This is a genomic window from Cytophagales bacterium (assembly GCA_033344775.1).
Lineage (GTDB): Bacteria > Bacteroidota > Bacteroidia > Cytophagales > Cyclobacteriaceae > JAWPMT01.
In genome coordinates this window covers 669,058-691,424 of the sequence record JAWPMT010000001.1, presented here as the reverse complement: position 1 = coordinate 691,424, position 22,367 = coordinate 669,058, and the positions used below count along the sequence as shown (strand labels likewise).

The following is a 22,367-nucleotide window of genomic DNA, read 5'->3' as shown; positions in this document are numbered from 1 at the left end:
CATGATCACTGACGAAGCGAATTCTAAGTCCTCCAGTCATCGCAAAACGGTCAAAATCTCTGATCATGCAATTGTCTGGGGGGGTTATTCATCTGGATTTTCGAAGATGCTTTTTCAAAAGACTTGGGATGAATTCATCACTTGGCTAGTCTGGTTGGTGTTGCGCTTCAATAAGGCTGTTTCAGCAATGCAGATGTGGTGTGTAGCTCGATTTAAGCCGGGCTCACAAACACTCGGTATCACGGCTTTTGCTTACGCTTGGGGCTTTGCTGTCGGGTACAATAGTATGCAGATACATTGGGTATTTAAGCCGTTTTCTGCCCTGATTATACCTTTCATGTTGTTTGGTAAATCATGGCCAGAGATTTACCAGTTTCTCGCAGTGAACGTAGAATCCCAATTGCTCGCGGGTTATATAGTCTTGTTTAGCCTATGTTGTTTGATTCATATCGTTATGATCTGGATGGGTAAAGGCTCTGATGGCAGTATGAGCCGGAGAGGTCAAAGCTGGATTGGGCTTGCTCTATCAAAATTCATGAGCGTGAATGAGTTCTTTATCTGTGGGATCGTAGAGCCGCTCATCTATATCTGTGTGGGAGTCAGCGCCTGGTACTATTTGCATGACGGCTATTTTGGAAGTTATATGATCATTATAGCCTTAGCTGAAGCCTCTCAGCAGATATTGGATAAAGCGTATGACGAGCACACCAAATCAGTGCTCAAAGCTTAAGGTTATAGGATAATATTCCTTGTAAGGCGAGGAAAAATGAGATATAAATAATTGAATAGCTGCTAGAACTCTATCTGCGTTCGAGCATCAAATGTCAATCTTAAAACTCCGAGAAAACCGAAGCGCTATGTTAAGAATAACACAAATAGCGAACGCTAAAGCTGCGTCCTCCTATCACCGATCTTCGCTATCAAGACAGGGTGAGTATTACATGGAACGAGTGGAAGCCGTCTATCAGGGTAAACTGGCTCAGATAATAGGGCTAAGTGAGGTAACAGCCGAGAACTATGATTTACTCGCTAGCAACAAAAGGCCAGGCACCAAGGATAGATTAACGGCATTGGATTCACCTGATCGGCGTGTGGGGTGGGATTTAACCACCCTACCCCCGAAATCCTTCAGTATTTTATGCGCATTGAGTGATGATCCTGATTTGGATGAAGTTTTTAAGTCATCTAATAGAGAAATGATGCTCGAGGCTGAACAGTTGGTATTTACTCAGGCAAATACCCAGAAGAATAGATCGTTTGAAGAAACGGGCAATGCGTGTTGGGCAGAGTTTCACCATCGGGTTGGGCGACCTGTCGAGTATAAAAGAGGGAATGAGACGCTCTGGGCTGGACAGCCTTTGGAGCATTATCATAACGTCTTGTTCTCAGCTAGTCAAAGTCCTTCTCGTAATAAGATTTTGGCGATTGATCCTTTTCATATCTTCAAATCAGCTCAATTCCTGCAATCTTATTTGCATACCAAGATGTGTAATCGCCTTATGGCATTGGGTTATAAAATTGAGAGAACAGAAGATGCTTGGGAGATTATGGGAGTGTCTCATTTGAATGAGCGCTTTTCAGATCGCAGCAAGATCATTAACGAAATCGCCAAGGACAAAGGCATAACCGCTGATCGGGAGAAGTCTCAATTAGGTGCTCGATCCCGTGTTTCAAAGAACAAGGCTATTCCTGAAAGTGAGCATTACCCATTGTGGAAGTCGCAGCTCTCCAAAGAAGAATTTGAGTCCCTGAAAAATGTTAAAGATTTGAAAGGAACGGTTGAAAAAACTGTATCACTTTCTGAAAGCATTGATAGAAGTCTTGAGCATTTTTTGGAGCGCAATTCTACGGCAGAGACTCACAGAATATTAGGACATGCTATGAGTCTTTCTTACGGAAGCGGTCATGATCCAAGTGATTTTCAAAAAGAGCTTGAAAGCCGAAAAGATGTCCTTTGGGGTGAAGAAAAAGGTATCTCAATCCTTACGACAAAAGATGTTGTGAGAAGTGAGGATGAAATGCATCATTCAGCTATTTCGGGCAAAGGCAAAATGAGAGCGCTCAATCCTGATCATCAGATTCAGCGAGAATTTCTCAACGACGGTCAGACTAAAGCGGTTTTGGGTGCGCTGCAAAGCAAAGACGCGATTATGGCCTGGGAGGGCATGGCAGGTAGCGGCAAGACAACCACTCTAATGGAGTATGCTGATGGACTTAAGGCTGTTAATAAAAAGGTGATCCCCTTAAGTCAAAGTTCCCAATCCGTTGAAGTGCTTCGCAAAGAAGGTTTTGCCGATGCTATGACCATTGCCTCTTTCTTGATGAATCCGGAAAGCCAGACCCAAGCACATGGAAATGTGATAGTCGTAGATGAAGCTTCCTTTCTAGGGGTACCTACTGCGAATGAGATTTTTAACGTGGCACGTGATCAGGAAGCGCGGGTTCTTTTGACAGGAAATGTTCGCCAGCATCTCAATCCAGGAGAACATGGAGATGCGCTGAAGCTCTTACAACGTTCTCAAATCAAAACCTTTCATATTAGTGAGAATATGCGCCAGCTCGATTCTGATTATCGTAAGGCTGTTGATTTTATTGCGAGGAAGAACATGGCAGCAGGATTTAAGATCATTGATCAAAAGCTGAATGCCATCAATGAAGTGCCTGATCGTAATGAAAGACTAGAACAGCTCAGCGATGCTTATCTAAAGTCCCTGCTTGCTAAACGCAAGGCTTTGATTGTCACAACGACAAACCATGAAAAGGATGAAATCACTGAGATTGTACGCGATAAGCTCAAAGCCCAGGGTCATTTGAAGGGTGAGGAAAGATGCTTTCCAACGCTCAAGAATTTGAATTTGACTGAGAGTCAGAAGAAGGATCCTCATCAGTACCAAGAAGGACGGGTGATCCGGTTTTGGAAGAACCAGAAAGCACCATCTGGAAAAGGGTCAGGCTTTAAGGCCGGGTCTCACTATGAGGTCAAATCAAAAGATAAGAATGGTGCTATTACTGTTGAGGAGTTCAAGAGCAAGCAGGAATTAACTCTAAATCTCGACCAAGCGCACTACTTCACACTTCATCAAAAGTCCGAGCTTTCCTTGATGGTGGGTGATCATATCAAACCCACTGTTAATCTGAAATCTGAACAAGATACGAAGCTCAATAACGGTACACCTCAAGTTGTGAGCGGCTTTGACAAGGGCGGGAACATTCTACTTCAGAATGGTAAAACCCTAGCCAAAGACAGCTACCATATAGATCACAATATCGCATCAACGACCTACGCGGCTCAGGGAAAGACCAGCCAGGATGTCTATCTCAGCCTTAGTGATGCCTCACTGAGTGCTTTGACAGATCGCTCATTTTACGTGGCTGTTTCACGAGGTCGATCCCGCTTACAAATCTTCACTGATAGTAAAAAGGAACTTCAACGTGCCATTTACAGATCAGGTGATCAAAGATCAGCTCATAGTGTCGCTGCTGAGCACTACCGGCGCTTAGAAGAACAAAAGCGCAGAGACCATCACAAATACATGAATAAAGACATTGAACATGCCATATCAACACAAAGACAAAAACAAGCTCAGAGGGATATTTCCAGAGCAACGCAAGTCGCAAGGGACAGGTAGAGGATCAGAATCCGAAAATAGCCAACCCTCTCAATGTTACGCGGTCGCCGTGAATGAGGTGGTTAAACGTTTCGAGATTATTCAAAGCTCTGGTAAGCGCTATGGGTTTAGCTATTCTATTTTACCTGTTTGTATTCAAGAGGATAATAGCCTGCTCTACCTCAAGGCTTACGAGCTTCTGATAACAATAAAGGGACGTGGGCTGGATGCAATTCGCAAATCCTTTTCTCGTGAAGAATTGCTGTGGGTTCGAGCAAGTCATAGCGGTAAAGATGACGGGTCTTCTTCCACCTTCATTGAAGAGATTTTAGTAGAAGGCAATGCCGCAACAGAGAGTATTTAAACCATGAACGATGGAGGATTCGAGGAAATATAAAGCCGGTCAAATCACGCCCAAAGACCTGAGTAATCATGAGCTTAAGCAAAAGCTTGATTTATACAGCAAGGGTGATGAGCGACAATTTTTTGATATACAAAAAATTAAGCAACGCTATCTGAACCAGGATTTAGATACGCAGAATAAGAGATCACAATCTGATCTCTATTACGCCAAAGGCATTCGCTCTGGATTGCCCCATACGAGCTATGATCGGATCAATCAAGACCGTGAATATCAAGATCAGAAATTTCGGGATAGCATCATTGAAGAAGCCAAACCGATTTATCGCAGACATAAGAACCTGAGCAGAGATTTTAATGAGAGCGACAATGCGTCTGCGTCAAAAGAGAATCTCAGAAATCTCTCTCAAAATTTTAAGAAATACGGCGTTAAGCCCTCGCCTTCGAAAGAAAAGAACAAGGAGTTTCAAAGACGATCTGGAATGGATCGCCACCGATAAGTTGAATTGAAAGCATTGAGTGATATGAAAGTCATATTGATCGAAGAAGAAGCCTTTTATGAGCTCATCGAGCGTGTGGTAAGTCGCATCGAGGATAAGCATAAAAAGCAATCACAAAAATGGCTCACACCAAAACAAGCCATGCAAGCCCTTGGTGTAAAATCAACGACCACTCTGCAACGCTATAGAGATGAGGGTAAGATCAGATACACCCAGCCAAGCAAAAAAGTCATACTCTATGACCCAAAATCCATAGAGGAATTCTTAGTTAGTAACGTCAAAAACACATATTAAAGATGGCTAATTCATATCATTCAAAAACGTACAAGAAGGCCTTGAGAGATGCTGAAATTTTATATCAGCAAAGCCCACAACACTTGCAAATGTTAATTGATCAAAATCAAGTTTCTTCCATTGAAAGAAGAGCTTTTGAAGATTTCTTGAACAAGCGTCTCATAGAACAAGACCTCTCGAAAAATCACTCGCGTAGAGCACTCCTACAGAAATACGGAGCAAGGTTTTTGCGCTACAAAGCAGGTTTTAAACAAGACCGTGATCAATCAAAAGATCGATGAATAAAATCAATGCAGTATGAATCTTTTTAAATCCAAAAAGAAAGCTCAATCAAGCCATGAAGATCGCCTTGATCAAGTGCTGTATACTATGCCAGGTACAAATACACCTATAACCTGGGCTGATGTTACGCAAGGCACACTTATCACAGGAAGTACAGGATCTGGCAAGTCAAGTGGCCCGGGGCGCTTTATCGCTCATGCTATGCTTAAAGCCGGACTAGGTATGATGATTTTATGCGCCAAGAAAGATGAGCGGAAACGATGGATGCAGTATATCGAAGAAGCCGCACCCGAGCGTACAGGTGATGTGGTGGTATTCAATAAGGAAAGCAATTTAAAGTTCAACTTCCTGGAGTATGAAATGTCTCGTGCGGGTGAAGGAAGCGGTGATGTGATGAACATCATAGAGGCTCTGATCGGTCTAAATGAACAGAATAAGGTTTATGTCTCAGGAGGTAGCAGCGGAAAGGATGAGCGCTTCTGGGATCTATCGCTACGCCGCTTGATCAGCCGATGTGTGACGACCCTTCGCATGGCGCAAGAAGAGGTCAGTATTACCAATATGAGACGTTTAGTTTCTGATTGCTTTCGTGGTGATGAGGCCGAGCTTTATCAACGACTGGAAAGAGAAGCAGTAGATGAGAGTATTGATCCACATTTGAGATCAAGAGCGCAAGAAGACCTGAAAGATTGGATTGACTCCAATTACTTCTTACAAGTGCTGTTAAAGCTGATGAATGGTCACGTAGCTGAATTTGATCCCGATGAGTTGGATATCTGTTTGAATTACTGGCTCAAGGAGTTTCCGCATATCGGTGAAAAAGCATCTAGCATAATCATTGAGAGTTTTATGGGAATTGTGGAGCCCTTTTTAAATAGAGGTATTCTTAAAAATCAATTCACCTCCGGTTTGAGCGAGAATTTATTGCCGGAGAATATCTATAAGAATGGGGCCATTGTTATTCTGGATTACGCTCTCAAAGAATATGGTTTGGCTGGCTTATATGCCGCTTCTATTGTCAAAACCACTTTTCAAGCAGCCATGGAAAGACGCTCCATAGACCAGGAAGAAGACCCTAAGCCTGTTGGGTTCTGGGTAGATGAATACCAGCAGTTTTGTTCTCACAAAACCGATAGCTTATTCTCCGCAACAGCGCGCAGCTCATGGGTAGCGACTGTCTATATCACTCAGAATATTACCTCGCTTTATTATGTGATGGGCAATGACCAACCAGAGGCAAAAGCCAAGAGCTTATTGGGCAATTTGAACCTTAAGATTTTTGCAAGTAATGATAATTATGACACCAATGTTTGGGCTTCAAACATGATCGGAAAACACCTCACAGAGTTTCAAAATGTCAGTTACAGTAAGGAAATGGATATCAGCAAGACCAAGACTCAACAAATGCATCATCGCATAAGCCCTGATCACTTCACAACTTTGAAGACCGGTAGGAAGACCAATGATTACATTATTGAATCAGTGGTATTCAAAGCGGGAAAACTGTGGGGTAAGGAGAAGCGCAACTACGCTCTCGTAAATTTTAATCAACGTTCATAGAGAGACAAAGAATTCGTCTGGTACGCTTTAGTCTATTTCATGCCTGTAACCCATGAATTAACTTCATCCAAAAGTGAAAACTGTTTTTGCTTCTTCTCATAGTGCTTTTCTGTGGTTTCAACAGTCGTGTGACCAAGTCCTTTCTGGACACTACGAATATCAACACCCATTTCAAGAGCTAAATTGGCCCATGTATCTCTTGCAGTGTAGGTGGTAATGTTTTTATCAATGGAGAGCTTTTCAGCTATGCCATTAAAGTGCTTGTTAAACCAATCTCCTTTGTAGTTCTTCACACGAAAAATTCGCTCTTTCGATATATCCGGTTTTAGTATCGGAAACAAATAATCATCCTTTGATTTACCTCTTACGTAATGTTGGATGATCTCCAGATTTTCTTCGTTTTGGAGAATTGAAAAGAAATCTCCTTCTGTTTCATTTTCAGTTTTCTTGCGCAGATAATTGAACCGCTCCCCGTCGTAGTTGGATACTTTGGCCCGAACTAAATCATTGAAGTTCATACCCATATTATTAAACATGAACAGGAAATAATTGATTACATCAAACTTAGGATCACAAGCAAGTTTGAATTCTTCTCTGAGGCTTCTGATTTGGTTTATTTCATCATAGGTCAATACAACCTGGTTATTAGCCCGACTGCTTTTCTTGATGCCTCTAAAAGGTTTGTGATCTTTAAGCTCATCAAATGAATCCTCAGCGTCCCCAATGATGGCTTGTATACTCCGCAAGTGAATCGCTACTGAATTTCTTGATTTAAGCCGGGCACTTAAATAAGCCTCGAAATTCTTAGCCAATTCCTTATTGATAGCTTTTATTGGCAAATCAAATTCTTCATATTCAGATTTCAGAGTAAACCTTCCATCACCATCAATTTCGAAAAGAGATTTTATGATGACTCGATCACTCTTACCATTTCTGGCCATGTTGAATTTTGCAAAGATCTTCAAAGCATCTTCGTATGATGAAATTGTAGAGAATTTCTCCTTCGTATAGAACCTAGCGAACAAATCGCAGGCATGAGAAAATAATGTGAGCTCGCTTTGCTTATTGAAAAACTTCCTTTCAATTTGATCTTTTAACTTGGCTATGTCCCAAAGCTTGACTACTGCCTTGTTTTCATCGACCCACAGATCAACTTCGAATATTTTTTTCTTGACCCGCTTGGTCTGTCGAACCGCATTTTGGATTCCTTTTAAGTCGTATGTCTCAGAATCAAAATCATTTTCAAGCACATATATATCAAAAGGGATATCCCTCGTCTTGCTTTTATGGCTGATGCGCAAGACGACTGGGCATCTTCCATCATTGTGTTTATGACCTTCTCGACGATCAAGAGCTATTTTGACTTTTGCCATTTACTTTTTCTCCGGCGTGCTTTCGGCGTGCTTTTTTGGTTTTGAACGTTGAATATTGGTTCAATAGTAAGAAATAAAAGTTGATTGAGAGCCAAATAAGGATATTTTAAGCCAAATGATACCTGATAGGACTGACTCATAATCAGTAAGTCCCAGGTTCGAGCCCTGGTGGGCCCACTTTTAAGATCAAGCACTTAGCAATTATGTTAGGTGCTTTTTTTGTATGTAGGGATTAGGTCCGTTATTTAACTAGATCAATTGGTAATCCATCCCTTCATTCTTTTATTAAGCCAACAAGTAAAGTAGGTTTGCCGTCTGATGAAGGAATTTACCCCAGCAAACTACGATACGGTCATTTTCGACTTGGGAGAGGTGATCATTGATCTGGGCCCACAGGCCGTGGAGGATCGACTTTTTGCTGCTTCTCGCAAAGCGCTGGACTATAAAGATTTAGTGTTTTCTTCTCCTATCATGCAGCGGTATGAAACTGGGAAAATCAGCGAGTCTGAATTCAGAAAGGGGGTAATGGAGATTCTTTCCGTTTCTTTCACAGAGGAGCAGTTTGATGAGATTTGGAACCTGATGCTGCACCATATTTCCATGGATCGGGTTAACCTTATGGAACAGCTCAAATCCAATTATCAAGTGATGATTTTGAGCAATACGAATCCGATCCATGAACGAAAGTTTGATGCGATCGTCAGGGAGCGCTCAGGAGGAAGAAAATTATCAGATTTTGTTCATCATGCACATTACTCACATATACTTGGGATGAGAAAACCGGACGAGGAGATCTATAGGCATGTGATTGATATGCATCAACTCCAGCCGGAAAGAACGTTGTTTCTGGATGATCGACTTGATAATGTAGAAGGAGCCAGGGCAACAGGTATCACGGCAGTTCAGGTAAGATACCCGGATCAAATATTCGAGATATTACAAGATGGCAGAAAATAAACGACAGATTCGACAACTGGTCTTACTGGTGGTGACCTTTTTAACCACTACCGCAGCGGGTGCTGAGTGGATTTATGGTCATTTGCTGATTTTTGGCGACCTGAGTTGGGGTCAATTTTGGGATGGGTTGCAGTATTCTGTCCCGTTCTTGTTCATTCTTACATGTCACGAGTTTGGTCATTATTTCACGGCGAAGTATCACAACATCAAAGTAACCCTGCCTACTTATTTGCCTTTTTGGTTTCTGGGTATCATTCCGGCTATCGGGACAATGGGTGCCTACATCCGAATCAAAGAAGCCATAGAAAGCAGAACCAAATATTTTGACGTAGGAGTGGCCGGACCTATTGCTGGATTTGTCGTGGCATTTGGACTGATATGGTATGGCTTTACGCATTTACCAGATCCACAGGAATATGTGTTCGAAATTCATCCGGAGTACGAATCTTTTGGAGAAGACTACTCTATACTTTATGAAATAGATACAGTCCTTTATAAGAAAGACTTTGTCAATCCCGATCGGATCAACTATGCTGCCGTTCCTGACTCGGTTGTTAAGTCTACGGATATAGGAATTTCCATCGTATTAGGACCCAATCTTTTGTTTTACCTGATGGAGGAATACGTGGTAGAGGATAAGTCGCTGATACCACACCCCAATGAGATGTTACATTATCCGTTGTTATTGGCGGGTTTCCTGTCACTGATTTTTACAGCGATAAATTTATTACCCATCGGACAATTAGATGGGGGACATGTCGTCTTCAGTGTCTTTGGAGAGCGGCGGAGTAGGCAGATTTCACAGGTACTGTTCACTGCATTTGTATTCTACTCGGGACTTGGTATCATCACTCCGGAAAGTATGCAGGGGACAGCAGGAGGGGCGCCGTTTGATTTTGTCATCAAACTGATGCTGTACGTATACTATTTGTATTTGTGTTTCACCAGCATGATTGAATCGAGAAAGAACCGCTTGATGATGGCAACTATAATCCTTGCTGTACAGTACGTTCTTACAACGTTCTTTCAATTAGAGGGATACCTGGGGTGGATGTTATTCGCCCTGATTATCGGACGGTTTCTGGGGGTATATCACCCTCCGGTAGCGGATAACAGGCCTTTGACCAAAGGCAGGATCGCCGTGGCAGTCCTGGCCTTGATCATCTTTGTCTTGTCGTTCAGTCCGTCTCCGCTGATTATCGCTTAAGCTGGATAACCATCAATACCGCCGAGGAGATTTCGGACGTTAGTATATCCTTTCGAAATGAGGAATTTTTGTGCTTGTCCACTTCTTCCCCCAGACTTGCAATGCACGATAATTTCATCGTCTTTACCAGCACCAATTTCATCGAGGCGGTTAGGTAAGGTACCTAAAGGGATGTTTTTAGCGTTGATGTTCCTCTCCTCGTACTCCCATTCCTCACGCACATCGATCAGGTTGATGGCTTCTCCTTTTTCGAGTCTTTCTTTTAATTCTTGGGCTTGAATGTCCATTATTTCTGAATGATTAGTTTGGTTGTTTCAACAGCACCTTTCCTGTGAGTCTTCACAAGATAGATGCCGTTGGGAATTTCTTGAATGTTGATGACTGGCTGGTAACTCGATGAAAAAATGAGTTTTCCACTCAAATTGAATAGTTGGAGGTGTTCAAAAGGAACACTGCTACGCAATTCATATTTTGCTGGATTAGGATAGAGGACAATAGGCGCTTCCTCTTTCTCTATTGGTGTATTCAGCACCAGGTCACTGGTATTTTGAAAGATCGGGCGGATCATCAATGCGCCAACGATTTCCTGATTTTGTTGCCACTCCTGCGAAACATTAAAGAAAAGATCATCGGAAGCTTGTGGATTACTTCTGTCCAGGCCTATACCAATATAGTCATCAGTAAATTGCTCATATCCAATGAAAAACGTATCTGAAACAATGATGGGCACATTGAGTTGAATTTCAGCGAATGCATTCCTCATGTCTCCAGCTTCTATGGTGAATTGCTGTTGAGCTCTAAGACTTGTTTCATTCAGGCGTGACCATACCTTCAGCGTGATGGCCTGGCCGGTACTGGTCGAGAAGGGAGGAAAATACACTTGCAAGTGGGTCAATGTGTCTGGGGTGAACAAAGCATAACGTACCGCCACTTCGCCTCCGTCCAGGTTGATGCCCGCAGCAAATTCTGCGGTTCCATCGTCATAAGCTAAGGTCTCATGCAGCATATGAAAGGAACGAACCGTATCATTCACTTTCAGGTCGACATCCAAAAACAGGGTATCTCCGGAAGGACCAATCTCTTCAAATAAGTTACGGTCTCCCGTAAAGAAGGTGAATTCGGAAGTCACATATAAAGAGTCCGCAAACAAAAGATTGGGAGAAATGTTACCAATACCGGGAAATGTGTCACTTGCTCCACTGAATAGCAATTGATTACTAAAGTTATCTGATCGCAATGAAGTATCGGCCAATGTGTTGATCAGTGTTTGGGTATAGGAGAAGGGGTGAGGTGCCCCAATATCAAGATTGTTCAGAACGACTTCTTGTTGGGTAAACAACGAACTATCCATGTATTGGGACATGGGCATATGGTAGTACGGTCCGAAAAGCGGTCCCGGAATGGAAGCAGCGGCTCGGTCAAAGATGCGTTCATTGACCAATTCTGCCCTGTCCTGATTCATATAAACGTAATCTATATGCCAAGTGTCGAAAATGCCTCTTCTGGAAGTATATGATACGAATTTGAATTGAAACTGATCGTGAAAGAAATAGATTGTGTCTCTTTGGAAGTCTGTTATTTGCAAACTTTCGGGTGCGAAATTTGTTGAATTGAATACTTCACCTCCACTTACAGTCCAGACCTCATGCCATAAATTAGATGAGTCTAGTAAAAATAATGTGATGCTATCTCCTTCTTCCGGTCTTTCACCTGCTCCTTGAATTTGATATTGGAATGATAAGAATACAGTTGATCGTTTACTGGGAACGACCAATGAAAGATCGATTGGGCAGGAAACCAAGCTGTCAGCCGCTCCCGGCTCTTCACTGGAAGCATTGTGTGGGGTACCAGTGGCACGAGCACCATCGAAAGTGGCTACGTTGATGGAGGGAGGATTTATTCCTAAACTATTGTTGACAAATACATCCACCCCGGTTTGCCATAGCGTGGTGTCGGGTGCAGGCCCGGAGAATGAGAAATCATCCCAAAAAGGCAACGACAGGGCATTTTGCCGGGCAGCAGTTGATGCCTGGGTTTTATTTGATCGATTAATGGGCCTAACCACCAGCTGTCCCAAGGTCTGGAAGCCACAGACAATAAAAAACAGGGTAATCGCAATTCTATTCATCGAGCAGGGATGGACGTGAATTGATGGAGTCAGGTCGGTAGATCCAAATGTCAATCGCTTGTTTTAATCTCATTTCTGTTCCAGGTTTAGGCCATTGTCTGAAAACGGCGCCCGGAGCAACTTGTTTGGTAATTTCTTCCTCCTCGCCATCATCATTGGTTTCAATGATAACGTAGGTTCCATCCTTATCGTATCTGACTTTGCCAACTTCTAGCCCAGAACCTACGATGGCGATTTGCGCATCAATTTCATCAAGCTCGGTCAGGTTGGGTGAAAGCAGGTTAATGATCCCAAGGCCGTTACCAGATACAATGTCTATGACTGATCCTTTTTCCACCATTTCATTGGCTAGGATCTCACGGCCATCGATCTTTTGTTTCAATACGGTCCCGAAGATCTCATCTTCCACGTATTCCACCTTACCAAACCTCAGATCAAATGATCTAAGTACGATTTGTGCGTTTTTGATGGAAGTATCTACCAAATCAGGCATGCGTACTTTGGGAGGGGTATTGGTGTTTAGCGTCAGGTAAATTTTGCGACCTTCTTTTACTTTGGAATTAGGCAAAGGAACCTGCCTTAGCACAGCTAGCGCCTCATAATCTGCTGAATAACTGGAGTCTTCTGTGATCTCGAACCTTAGGTTTCTTTTGATTAGGTATTCTTCCAGGTCATCGTAATGAATGCCAACAACGTTGGGCACGGTGATGGTCTCCCCGTGATTGGTTTTGGCAGGTAGATAAAGATGGAAGAAGGTCAGGGTTATGAGTATCCCCAATACAACGACAATACTCAAGTGGAGTAATATTCTGAACCAGGAACTGGAGGTTATTTTCATTTCAGCTTTCGGTTGGGTAAACCTAATTAATTATAATGGAACTGTAGTTTGTTTTGACTGGCGTTTGAATCCATAATCGATGATCTGGTCGATGAACTCGTAAGGTTTCATGTTGGCAATAGCTGCCTGATGAAAGATCGCCGTGGCAGGAGTCATCCCTGGAAGGGAATTGATTTCAATGATTATGGTTTCTACTTTTCCCGACTCAAAAATCCTAACGAAGGCATCAATTCGACAGTATCCTTCCACGTTCAGTAATGCTGCTACTCGTTGCAATTCTTGCTTTACCTTATCAGATATGGCTTGATTATCCGTAGCATCGGAGCTGAATCTTGCCGGGGTGATGTTTTGTCCTTCACCCGCGAGGAATTTTTCCTCAATGGATAAAATCTCACCGCTGGCCAATGCTTCAGAAGGTTCAAAGACCTCATAGTATCGTTCATTCTGATCATTGTAGCGAGTGATCATGCCCCCGGTGATTTCTAAAAAGCGCGCGGCACCATCTTCGGCGATCAGGTCCTCGATCAGATAAGCAGGCTTTTGAGGAAATTCCTCATTGAATTTGAGGCCAAGGGTTTTTGCGGGGCCCTCAGGAAACTCCCAATCCGGGCGGTACATCATTTCACTGAAAGCAGCAAGCTCTTCTCGCGTCTTGATCTTCTTCACGGCCGCGCTACAACCATCGTCCGCGGGTTTGGCAATAAAGGGATAGGGGAATTGTTGTTCAATCTCCTGATAGAACGATTCTTTATTTGCTTGAAATTGCTTTTTTGAGGCCATGACATGGTCTGCGACCAAAAAGCCATTCTCCCGAAGGATTTGATTGGTTTCGAATTTGTTGATGGTCGTTTGAGAACTCTGAATACCGGAACCATTGTAGGGTAAACCGACTTTTTCAAGTTGTTGCTGAACCGCACCATCTTCACCCGGACGACCGTGTAATCCGATGAATACGAAATCTACGAGTTCCTTCAGGTCCTCATAGCCAATTTGTTGCACTTCGCTGAAAGTGGATTTGGCATATTTATCTCTTAAGGCTTTTGCTGCATCGCTCAACTCCAGTTTACGACCAGGTTGCTTTACCTTATCCCGGATGTCATCCGCATTGTCTTTCATCAATACATTGATGGGAATGCGATACATCTCGTGTTGCTCCAGACTGCCTGTGAGAAAGACAGGAATTGGGAGATATTTGCTGGAAGAAGCCAGTTTCTCATAGATGTTCCGGCCACTTTCAATCGAGATGTGACGTTCTGCTGAAAACCCACCCATCAAAACCGCGACTTTACGCTTTTCGTCGTTCTCCCTTTGGTTGGAGGAGATCTTGGTGTCCAGTTCTTCGATGAGCTGCTGAATGTGGTGATAGCTTTTGCCGCTTCGGCTGCGGACGTTCAGCGAAGTTCGGATGATGTAGGTAATTATCTCAGAGGGGTTCAACCCAATCTCGGCCGTTTGATGGAAAAAGAACGAGGAGGGAAGCATGCCAGAGGTTGTATTCGGATCATTCAGGTAAATCGTTCCATCCGCTGTATAGAAGCCGTCAATTCGGGCGTATACATCACTGTGAATGATGCTAAAAAGGCTTTCACACGCCTTTTGGATGTTGTCGATCTCTGCATCCGGCAACCGCATCGGCGTTTCTTTGTGACTTAATCCCGGCAGGTATTTGGTCCTATAATCGAAAAGCTCCTTGCCTTTGATGATCTCGGTAGGAGGTAAGGCAAGTGGAATACCGTTCTCATCCTCGATCACGATACAGGAAAACTCTTTTCCTTCGATGAATTGCTCCACTACCACCGAGGATTCGGCATCTTCGCAAAGTAAGATCACGCGCTCCTCAGTAGCATTATCGAGTCTGTTCCAAAGTTCTTGAGGATGGAAGATTTTGTCTTTACCAAAGTATACCGGAAACCCGAGTCCTTCCCGGATGTCAGTAAAGGAAATTAGGAACTGATACTTTTCATCATCCGTCAGGGCTTTCCATTCTTCAATGATGATTTCATGTCGGAAAAACCCCTTGTTAATTCCATTTTCTAATTCCTCGCGATCATGCACGATTGAGATGCCGATAGAGGAGCCCTGATGCGGCGATTTGACTACCAAAGGAAATGACAATTCACCTTCGATGCGGTTCAATTCTGAAGCTGATTGCTCCAGCCAGGTCTTACGCAAGACTATGTTATGATCCGGAACAACGATGTTGTTCTGTTGGTAGACTTTCTTTTGTACTTCTTTGTCAATACCAATGCTACAAGGCAAGATACTGGCGCCACTATATGGGATTCTGAACCATTCAAGTAAACCCTGGATGTTCCCATCTTCCCCATAAGGGCCATGTAAAGTGAGGAACGCAAAATCGATCAGCTCCGGGAACTCCTCTATGGATATTTTTCGACCTACTTTTTTGATGGCTTTTTCGACCAACTCGGGGGACTCTCGGAGCGATTCTACATACAGCTGGAAGTAGTGAGGCGTTTCAGGGAGTACCTCACTGGTCGGATAGAAGTCACGAATGGTTCCTTTATAGATGTATTCCCAGTTCAGCAGGATAAAATTCCCGAGGCTGTCGATAAAGATCGGTACCGGCTCAAAAAGTGCTTTATTGAGGTTGTCGTAGACCGTCCGGCCACCGGCAAATGATATCTCCCGTTCTCTCGATTGTCCGCCAAAAAGTATCCCTATCCGCATGGATTAAAAATTTCTTGCGAAGATAGGAGGATTGGGGGTTTTGGAAGGTTTTAGGTTCGCATATACAAGGGATTTCTTCTAATTGTCTGGATCATCTCAAATCCCTGATTAGTAATTATGGGTAACTGATATAATCAATAACGCTAGAATGACCTGAAAACACTTCCTATTTGCACGACTATACTATTCAGCTAAGGAATTTTGACTTTTTTGACATCCTCAAAAATTTGTCGAGCTAAGTCCTCCTTATCGGAGAACTGGTGGTAAGTGTGACTCACACTCAATTCTTTCTTGAGCTTATCTAATTTTTCTTTCCCTTCGGGTGATGTTTCAATTTCAGATACTTTCACAATGGCATCAGGACTGATCACATAAATCAATACAGGAATTTTCGCAGCGATGGCTTCACGATATTCGATTTCCGTCATAGACATCCCTGTCGCTTGATCAATAAAGCCATACCTCATGCCAAAAACGCCGATGTACAATTGACATTTCTTGACTTCTTCCCTGATTTTATAGGCTGGTATCTGTGTGGGATCCGCTCCAAAGTGTTCCATTCCCACAAACTTGAATGCTGTCCTTGCAATTTGCTGCATGATTAACTCACGGTGCTCACGCAAGTCCTGATAGGTTGAGCTGAGGAATACAGATGAGCTTTCCTTGTTCAAAGTGCTCGCACTATTAAGGTTTTTGGATAACTCTTTGAGCTCCTGAAGTAATTTCAATCTAAACTCCTCGTTTTCAGTTAACTTTTGTTTGATTTCCTCGGAGTTGATATTCGAATCAGTGATCGCATCGATGTATTCTTCCTCGATTTTGGTTCTCTGATTTTCTAATCGGGACAGGTTTGACCGTAATCTCAATATCCTTTTTGAATTGATTTCTTCCTCTGTCTCTTCTAAAAGCTCACGGCTATCACTTTTTGTCTTTTTGACCTCATTTTCAGTAGGTGTAGGTACCTCAGGATAATTTCTGGCTTCAGGAACCTTACCGGCAAATGCTTCGAAAAAATTGATGTAATCAATAGGGTCATTGTTTCCAAATCGATCGTATAGGTAGATGGTCACATGCGTGTTTCTGGAGCTTTTCAATAAGTAATTAGAAATCACTTTAGACATCACAATGGCAACATCATCGTAACTGAAACGAGCAACACCAGCACCAATGGTCGGAAAAGAAATTGATTTAAGGTTTAGGTTTTCTAGTAGACTGAGACATTTCTTAGTAAGAATTTCAATGATATCTTTTTGTGAAAGTTGCTCCTCATTTCGTCCAATAGTGACGGCATGGAAAAGATAATTGGCAGATAATCTACCTGCATTGGTTACAACTACATCAGCCAGGGAGACCGGAACTTTTTGTGAGGCATCAATCGCTATTTCATTTCCGGCTTTTTGAAGAATAGCTGCGGATACTCCTCCACCCATAGTGAGGTATTGATCATCGGAACTCACAATAACTTCATCCTTTGATTCCGTAATGTCTCCGAATCTCAGGGTCAAAACAGAATTCCCAAACTGGTATGATCTTGTCTTCATTTAGATGTAAAGATGTTGATATAAAGCAAACCTAAAAAATGTAATGTTGCTGTTATAAAGGCAATTCAGACACCCAAATGGCATTGACTTTTTTATTCTTATTTAATCGCCCTGAAATAATAAGGCTTGGCGGAATTCGCCTTTTTGATGCCTTCTATCGCTGATTTTGAAATCTTAAAGCGTTGAGACCCCATTTTATGACCCAGTACTGAAAGATAGATCACACGTGAGCCTGACCAGTTGTCCAATTGTAGCCCTAGTCTTATTTCGAGATTGGCATGTTCTCCTTCCGAATCCAGGTATTCGAATTGTTTGAATCTCAGGATTTTAGTGGCGGCCTGTTCGTGAAAATCTGCCGTTGAGGTTTTGTGCGTCCCGCCAAAATGAAGGTTCAACTCGCTTGGTATATTCATCAATATGACCAGATCATCGATGACCTGCTTCGATTCATTGGTAAGTTTGAATACAACCACCTGTTTCTCGCCATCCTCATCTTCAATGGAATCATTGCTAGGAGACCAAACGCCTAATTGCGTTCGAATTTTGGGTAATCGCTGGTCCGCAATCATGATCGCTACAAACGACGAGAAAGTTGCAATCACGGCCAGACTCATATTGATGAGATTTGTGACTTCCTGGGGGTAAGCACAACGATACCAAAGTAACAACCAAATGCCGCTTATCAGGATCAGTGAGCAAAGGATCAACCAGTGGATTTTGAAGGTTTTCATGATTTTGTGCTTCCAATTTACCGTGAAGATTGATATCACACCCAGTTATCTAGTATTTCTCTTTCTGGTTTGTTTATACAATTTGAATATTTCGAGAACTTCAGTTTTGTCATCAAGGTGTTTATTCCTGTTCCATATAAATGGTGTAGCCAAGACCCGGAAAGCCCAGAAATTACGGAAATGCTTAAGCGAGACTTTCTGATGGCTGAGTGGTGCTTAAGTCACCTTTAGAAGAATAGGTAAGGTTCAATAAGCTGCGGCAATTCCATCTCTTCGAGTGTCTGAACCTGCTATGTAACCTTTCTTGTTTTTCATGATCACCTGACCACAACCAAAAGTGAGTCCGCCATTGGATCCTAAGAAGATGGTTTGCGCAGTTTCCATAATTGGATTTTGAGGTGCATGCCCCATCTTTCTAAGAGATTTTATCACAGAAGCGGGTATACTTGATTCGAAACTTACCCGATTGTCTTCCCAATGCCGAAAACGAGGAGCATCGAGTGCTTCCTGTACATTCATGTCGAATAACATCATGTTTAAGAGTACCTGTACTTGTGCTTGTGGTTGTTGGGGGCCACCAACTATGCCGTAAGCAAGCCAGGGCTCATCTTTCCCGTCACTGATGGTTTTTGTGACAAAACCGGGGATGATCGTATGGAAGGGGAGCGTCTTTGGAGCTACAGTATTGACCCTGTTTGGTTCATAAGTAAACCCTACGCCTCTGTTTTGTAGTGCAAAACCAGTTCCGGGAACTACAACACCCGAACCAAATCCTCCTGCAAGACTGCTTATTAATGACACCATGTTTCCATTTTCATCAACCGCTGCCAAATAGGTGGTCTCACTATGTGTGAGTGAGGGGTCAGGTTCTTGAACAGCCATTGCCTGATTTGCATCAATATAAGAACGTCGATTCGCTATATATTCATCTGACAATAATTGCATAGGACTAACCATCATATTTGAAGGATCTCCAACTACTTGTTCAAGGTCAGCGAAAGCAAGTTTTTTTGCCTCAATTAAGTAATGTAGATATGCTGCGGAATTGTGTTCCATTGATTCCAGATCAAAATCTTCCAGAAGTTTGAACATTTCCAAAACCGCCAGACCTTGCCCATTTGGAGGCATTTGCCATATATTGTACCCATTGAATGAAGTCGCAATAGGTTTCTCCCAAACTGCTTGATGTTCGGCAAAGTCCAAAGGCGTAAGGAATCCTCCAAGTTTCTTCACGTGATGCGCAATATTATTGCCCAGTTCTCCTCCGTAAAGCCATTGAGGTCCATACGTTGCAATCTGCTGTAAAGTAGTGGCGTAATCGGGATTCGAAAACCAATCTCCGGGTTCAGGTAGCTGGCTATCATTGTTGAGGAATGTATGGATTGCTCCTGAATCACTTTTTAAAATGCTTTCGAATACTTTCCATTCGGCGGCAGTGACATCTGAAATTGGAAATCCCTCTCTCGCAATTGCTATAGCTGGCTCCAAAGCTTCCTTTAAGGTGATGGTGCCATATCTTTCGAGTAACGCTGACCATCCGGAGAGGGCGCCAGGTATGGTGATGGTCTTTGGTCCATCTCCCGGAATCCTTCCATTTTTTGACAAAGCCTCACGTGTCATTAAAGTCCCTGACCGGCCACTTGCGTTGATCCCTACGAGTTGCTGTTCTTCGGCAGACCATAAGATGGCAAATAAATCTCCGCCTAATCCACTCATATGGGGTTCTACCACGCTTAGAACCGCGGCTGCCGTAATAGCGGCATCAATGGCATTACCTCCATGCTGCAACACCGCTAATCCAGCCTGACTGGCCAATGGTTGACTGGTGGCGACTGAAGCATGGGGTGCATATACTGCCCGCTCCGGATAATGCTCATGCGCAGGTCCAAGTGCCGACCGGAAACTTATCCCGGCAACAAGAGCTATTAATGCAACAGTAATCAGCAGTAGGAGAATTCCTACGAAAAGTCTTTTCATCAGCGGAAGCTTTTAGTAATCTTAGATTGGCGGATTTGAAGACCCGCCAATATATCGGATTAAACCTTAAGACTATTTACGAATCTCTTCGACGAAAAAGATTTAGCAATATAATTTCAACCCAACCTCTCGTTCTTCAGAGACATCATTTGAGAAGTAATTCACCAAAAGTGGCGTAGTGATTTTAATCGTACTACTTAATCATAGACAAGACCCAATCATTGGTCTTATTCACCAATACCTTCATGATGTCATGGCCAGGCTTTTGTAGTTTTTTGGCTACCCGGAAACTGTGGTCGGCATGATCAATTGAGTAGAGCTCTGCTTGTGACTGTGCTTTCACCACTTTTTTGATCAGATCAAAGTTGGCCAGTTTATCGTTGGTACCCTGAATGAACAACTGAGGGATGTCGACTTGCTGCAGATGATCTGCACGCTTAGTTCCGTCCTTACCAGGTGCATGAAGTGGGAAACCATAATAAATCAGGCCTTTGACTTGAGGAGCGGAACCATCTGCCACTACATGGGAGGACATTCTTCCACCATAAGACTTTCCGGCAAGGAATATTGGAAGGTCCCAGTATTTCTTATTGATGTCTTCCAGTGCAGCGAGAATGGATTGTTGAGATACTTTAGGAGAGCCTGGTAATTTCTTTCCAGCATCCATATAGGGAAAGTTGAAACGCATCACATGCGCATTTTTTGAGGCCAGTCCTTTGGCCAGGCTTTCCATGAAAACATGTTGCATGCCTGCGCCTGCACCATGCGATAGGATGACAAGGTATTTCGGGTCGATACTTTCATCGATCAGGGCATTAACGGAGCCAATGTCTTCATTGATGAACATGGTCATGATGGTAGCTTTTTAGGATCTCGCCGCAATTTTCATGAATACTGATGAAAAGGAAAAACAGATCGGACAAATACCTGTTGAGTTTTCTTTTTAACCGAATGAATTGGTTTCTTAATTCGGGCATTGAATTGGAGTGGATTTTTCAACTTAACTATGAAATATTCCAATCCCCCTTTCAAAAAGGCGGTGCCTGAAAGCCCGCCTGCCGGACGAAGCATGGGCGGGGGGGTTAAGGCTACAAAAAACCATTCCGTAGTATCCTAAATTACATTTAATTGGGATAACAATTGACCAGATGCCACTAGCTTTGAAGTAAATTATTAAGCATGTCCAATCAGAAGAAACTTTATTATTTGTCCAGTTGCAGCACTTGTAAAAAAATCATGAATCAGCTAGGAGAGAAGCTCGCAGGTTTTGAGATCCAGGACATCAAAGAAAAACCCATCACGGGTGAACAAGTGGATGAAATGAAGGCGCTTTCTGGATCTTATGAGTCGCTTTTTTCCAGAAGAGCCATGAAATATAAATCCATGGGTTTGGCAGATAGTGAATTAACGGAAGACGACTATCGTTCTTTGATCACGGAAGAATACACTTTCCTGAAGCGACCAGTGTTCCTGGTAGAAGGTGAAATTTTCGTAGGCAATTCCGCGATGGTAGTAGCTGAACTGGAAGACGCCTTATCCTGATCTGATGGGAAAGCTGACCGTTTTAGGTGCCGGTGATGCGTTTGCTTCGGGAGGGAAATACTGTACTTCTTTTTTCATCGAGGCAGCGGGGCAACGCATTCTATTGGATTGTGGTGCCACAGCATTTGTACGCTACAAACAACTAAACAGGCAAGCCAAGGACCTGGACATGGTCGTGCTGACGCATTTTCACGGTGACCATTACGGCGGGTTGCCTTTTTTCGTGATTTCGGCCAAAGTGGAGCAGGCCAGAGAAAAACCATTGCTCATTGTTGGCCCTAAAGGAGTGAAAGAAAAGGTTTACCTATTACAAGAGGCGATGTACCCGGGTACCGGTGCCTTACTGGATGAACTGCCGTTTGCATTTAAGGAGTATGAGGAAGATTGGAATGAATACCTGCAAGGAATTGAGGTCAGTGCTTTTCCTATGAAGCATTCTCCGCCTTCCAATCCACATGGAGTGCGATTACGCTGGAATGAGAACATTCTTAGCTTTTCCGGTGACACGGAATGGAGTGATAATCTTCCATTACTGGCCGAAAGATCTGAAATCATGATTTGTGAGTGCAACAACCTGGACCAAGAATCTCCAGGTCATTTGAGCTATCAAACCCTTTTGAGTAAAAAGGAGTTGTTATCAACCAACAGGTTACTATTGAGTCATATGGGACCAGAGATGTTAGCAGCGACAGGTCTTGAATTTGAAAAACTTCAGGACGGTCAGGTGATTGATCTGTGGTGATGGGGTAGCCCGGTTTGATGTTCTAGAGTGTCATCCCCC

Annotated in this window: 20 protein-coding genes and 1 tRNA gene; 12 read left to right on the top strand and 9 right to left on the bottom strand. The window is 43.1% G+C overall.

The features are described from left to right. The first annotated feature begins 1 nt into the window (after position 1). From R8G66_02810 to R8G66_02780, 7 genes are all read left to right on the top strand, one after another. A complete protein-coding gene (locus R8G66_02810) occupies positions 2 to 730 on the top strand; it encodes a hypothetical protein (GenBank protein ID MDW3191259.1) in 729 nt (242 codons plus the stop codon). Between the two features lie 91 nt (positions 731 to 821). Continuing rightward, a complete protein-coding gene (mobF, locus tag R8G66_02805) occupies positions 822 to 3,629 on the top strand; it encodes a MobF family relaxase (protein MDW3191258.1) in 2,808 nt (935 codons plus the stop codon). Between the two features lie 49 nt (positions 3,630 to 3,678). After that, positions 3,679 to 3,972 carry a hypothetical protein gene (locus R8G66_02800; GenBank protein MDW3191257.1) on the top strand — a complete coding sequence of 98 codons (294 nt, stop codon included), beginning with the start codon at positions 3,679 to 3,681 and terminating at the stop codon, positions 3,970 to 3,972. A gap of 10 nt (positions 3,973 to 3,982) precedes the next feature. Continuing rightward, positions 3,983 to 4,468, top strand: coding sequence for a hypothetical protein (locus R8G66_02795; protein ID MDW3191256.1), 486 nt, complete (start codon positions 3,983 to 3,985; stop codon positions 4,466 to 4,468). Between the two features lie 24 nt (positions 4,469 to 4,492). Beyond that, positions 4,493 to 4,762, top strand: a complete 270-nt coding sequence (locus tag R8G66_02790) for a helix-turn-helix domain-containing protein (protein MDW3191255.1) — start codon at positions 4,493 to 4,495, stop codon at positions 4,760 to 4,762. A gap of 2 nt (positions 4,763 to 4,764) precedes the next feature. After that, a complete protein-coding gene (locus R8G66_02785; GenBank protein MDW3191254.1) occupies positions 4,765 to 5,043 on the top strand; it encodes a hypothetical protein in 279 nt (92 codons plus the stop codon). Positions 5,044 to 5,059: 16 nt separating this feature from the next. After that, positions 5,060 to 6,604, top strand: coding sequence for a TraM recognition domain-containing protein (locus tag R8G66_02780; GenBank protein MDW3191253.1), 1,545 nt, complete (start codon positions 5,060 to 5,062; stop codon positions 6,602 to 6,604). A 32-nt stretch (positions 6,605 to 6,636) separates the two neighbouring features. Here R8G66_02780 and R8G66_02775 read toward each other — a convergent pair whose 3' ends face one another. Further along, entirely contained in the window at positions 6,637 to 7,977 is a 1,341-nt protein-coding gene (locus tag R8G66_02775) for a tyrosine-type recombinase/integrase (protein ID MDW3191252.1), read from the bottom strand. A 99-nt stretch (positions 7,978 to 8,076) separates the two neighbouring features. Here R8G66_02775 and R8G66_02770 point away from each other — a divergent pair. The 3 genes from R8G66_02770 (at position 8,077) to R8G66_02760 (ending at position 10,141) form a co-directional block, all read left to right on the top strand. After that, positions 8,077 to 8,154 (top strand) — tRNA-Ser (locus tag R8G66_02770). A gap of 141 nt (positions 8,155 to 8,295) precedes the next feature. Then, a complete protein-coding gene (locus R8G66_02765) occupies positions 8,296 to 8,934 on the top strand; it encodes an HAD family phosphatase (protein ID MDW3191251.1) in 639 nt (212 codons plus the stop codon). Beyond that, complete coding sequence (locus R8G66_02760) at positions 8,921 to 10,141, top strand: site-2 protease family protein (GenBank protein MDW3191250.1); 1,221 nt, start codon at positions 8,921 to 8,923, stop codon at positions 10,139 to 10,141. The genes R8G66_02765 and R8G66_02760 overlap by 14 nt, the downstream gene beginning before the upstream one ends. On the opposite strand, the gene R8G66_02755 is transcribed toward R8G66_02760, so the two are convergent. From R8G66_02755 to R8G66_02720, 8 genes are all read right to left on the bottom strand, one after another. Next, positions 10,138 to 10,428: a rhodanese-like domain-containing protein gene (locus R8G66_02755; protein MDW3191249.1), complete on the bottom strand. Its 291-nt coding sequence runs from the start codon at positions 10,426 to 10,428 to the stop codon at positions 10,138 to 10,140. The genes R8G66_02760 and R8G66_02755 overlap by 4 nt on opposite strands. Continuing rightward, entirely contained in the window at positions 10,428 to 12,269 is a 1,842-nt protein-coding gene (locus R8G66_02750; GenBank protein ID MDW3191248.1) for a T9SS type A sorting domain-containing protein, read from the bottom strand. Before R8G66_02750 ends, R8G66_02755 begins: the two co-directional genes overlap by 1 nt. Beyond that, positions 12,262 to 13,107: a PASTA domain-containing protein gene (locus tag R8G66_02745; protein MDW3191247.1), complete on the bottom strand. Its 846-nt coding sequence runs from the start codon at positions 13,105 to 13,107 to the stop codon at positions 12,262 to 12,264. Before R8G66_02745 ends, R8G66_02750 begins: the two co-directional genes overlap by 8 nt. Before the next feature lie 30 nt (positions 13,108 to 13,137). Further along, positions 13,138 to 15,795, bottom strand: coding sequence for a D-alanine--D-alanine ligase (locus tag R8G66_02740; GenBank protein ID MDW3191246.1), 2,658 nt, complete (start codon positions 15,793 to 15,795; stop codon positions 13,138 to 13,140). A gap of 191 nt (positions 15,796 to 15,986) precedes the next feature. Further along, the gene (locus R8G66_02735) at positions 15,987 to 17,336 is read right to left on the bottom strand and encodes a DUF4062 domain-containing protein (protein ID MDW3191245.1); all 1,350 of its coding nucleotides are present in this window, start codon (positions 17,334 to 17,336) and stop codon (positions 15,987 to 15,989) included. A 98-nt stretch (positions 17,337 to 17,434) separates the two neighbouring features. Next, the gene (locus R8G66_02730; protein ID MDW3191244.1) at positions 17,435 to 18,067 is read right to left on the bottom strand and encodes a hypothetical protein; all 633 of its coding nucleotides are present in this window, start codon (positions 18,065 to 18,067) and stop codon (positions 17,435 to 17,437) included. Positions 18,068 to 18,313: 246 nt separating this feature from the next. Beyond that, positions 18,314 to 20,044, bottom strand: a complete 1,731-nt coding sequence (gene ggt, locus R8G66_02725; protein ID MDW3191243.1) for a gamma-glutamyltransferase — start codon at positions 20,042 to 20,044, stop codon at positions 18,314 to 18,316. A gap of 193 nt (positions 20,045 to 20,237) precedes the next feature. Continuing rightward, positions 20,238 to 20,897: an alpha/beta family hydrolase gene (locus R8G66_02720; GenBank protein ID MDW3191242.1), complete on the bottom strand. Its 660-nt coding sequence runs from the start codon at positions 20,895 to 20,897 to the stop codon at positions 20,238 to 20,240. A gap of 326 nt (positions 20,898 to 21,223) precedes the next feature. Between R8G66_02720 and R8G66_02715 the strand changes: the two genes are divergently transcribed. Together R8G66_02715 and R8G66_02710 are read left to right on the top strand one after the other, a co-directional pair. Continuing rightward, positions 21,224 to 21,586, top strand: coding sequence for an ArsC/Spx/MgsR family protein (locus R8G66_02715; protein MDW3191241.1), 363 nt, complete (start codon positions 21,224 to 21,226; stop codon positions 21,584 to 21,586). A gap of 4 nt (positions 21,587 to 21,590) precedes the next feature. Further along, the gene (locus R8G66_02710) at positions 21,591 to 22,328 is read left to right on the top strand and encodes an MBL fold metallo-hydrolase (GenBank protein MDW3191240.1); all 738 of its coding nucleotides are present in this window, start codon (positions 21,591 to 21,593) and stop codon (positions 22,326 to 22,328) included. The last annotated feature ends 39 nt before the right edge of the window (positions 22,329 to 22,367 follow it).

Coding starts and splice junctions, on each gene's coding strand:
- R8G66_02810 (MDW3191259.1), top strand. CDS start 2: ATGATCACTGACGAAGCGAATTCTAAGTCCTCCAGTCATCGCAAAACG.
- mobF (MDW3191258.1), top strand. CDS start 822: ATGTCAATCTTAAAACTCCGAGAAAACCGAAGCGCTATGTTAAGAATA.
- R8G66_02795 (MDW3191256.1), top strand. CDS start 3,983: ATGGAGGATTCGAGGAAATATAAAGCCGGTCAAATCACGCCCAAAGAC.
- R8G66_02790 (MDW3191255.1), top strand. CDS start 4,493: ATGAAAGTCATATTGATCGAAGAAGAAGCCTTTTATGAGCTCATCGAG.
- R8G66_02785 (MDW3191254.1), top strand. CDS start 4,765: ATGGCTAATTCATATCATTCAAAAACGTACAAGAAGGCCTTGAGAGAT.
- R8G66_02780 (MDW3191253.1), top strand. CDS start 5,060: ATGAATCTTTTTAAATCCAAAAAGAAAGCTCAATCAAGCCATGAAGAT.
- R8G66_02775 (MDW3191252.1), bottom strand. CDS start 7,977: ATGGCAAAAGTCAAAATAGCTCTTGATCGTCGAGAAGGTCATAAACAC.
- R8G66_02765 (MDW3191251.1), top strand. CDS start 8,296: ATGAAGGAATTTACCCCAGCAAACTACGATACGGTCATTTTCGACTTG.
- R8G66_02760 (MDW3191250.1), top strand. CDS start 8,921: ATGGCAGAAAATAAACGACAGATTCGACAACTGGTCTTACTGGTGGTG.
- R8G66_02755 (MDW3191249.1), bottom strand. CDS start 10,428: ATGGACATTCAAGCCCAAGAATTAAAAGAAAGACTCGAAAAAGGAGAA.
- R8G66_02750 (MDW3191248.1), bottom strand. CDS start 12,269: ATGAATAGAATTGCGATTACCCTGTTTTTTATTGTCTGTGGCTTCCAG.
- R8G66_02745 (MDW3191247.1), bottom strand. CDS start 13,107: ATGAAAATAACCTCCAGTTCCTGGTTCAGAATATTACTCCACTTGAGT.
- R8G66_02740 (MDW3191246.1), bottom strand. CDS start 15,795: ATGCGGATAGGGATACTTTTTGGCGGACAATCGAGAGAACGGGAGATA.
- R8G66_02735 (MDW3191245.1), bottom strand. CDS start 17,336: ATGAAGACAAGATCATACCAGTTTGGGAATTCTGTTTTGACCCTGAGA.
- R8G66_02730 (MDW3191244.1), bottom strand. CDS start 18,067: ATGAAAACCTTCAAAATCCACTGGTTGATCCTTTGCTCACTGATCCTG.
- ggt (MDW3191243.1), bottom strand. CDS start 20,044: ATGAAAAGACTTTTCGTAGGAATTCTCCTACTGCTGATTACTGTTGCA.
- R8G66_02720 (MDW3191242.1), bottom strand. CDS start 20,897: ATGACCATGTTCATCAATGAAGACATTGGCTCCGTTAATGCCCTGATC.
- R8G66_02715 (MDW3191241.1), top strand. CDS start 21,224: ATGTCCAATCAGAAGAAACTTTATTATTTGTCCAGTTGCAGCACTTGT.
- R8G66_02710 (MDW3191240.1), top strand. CDS start 21,591: ATGGGAAAGCTGACCGTTTTAGGTGCCGGTGATGCGTTTGCTTCGGGA.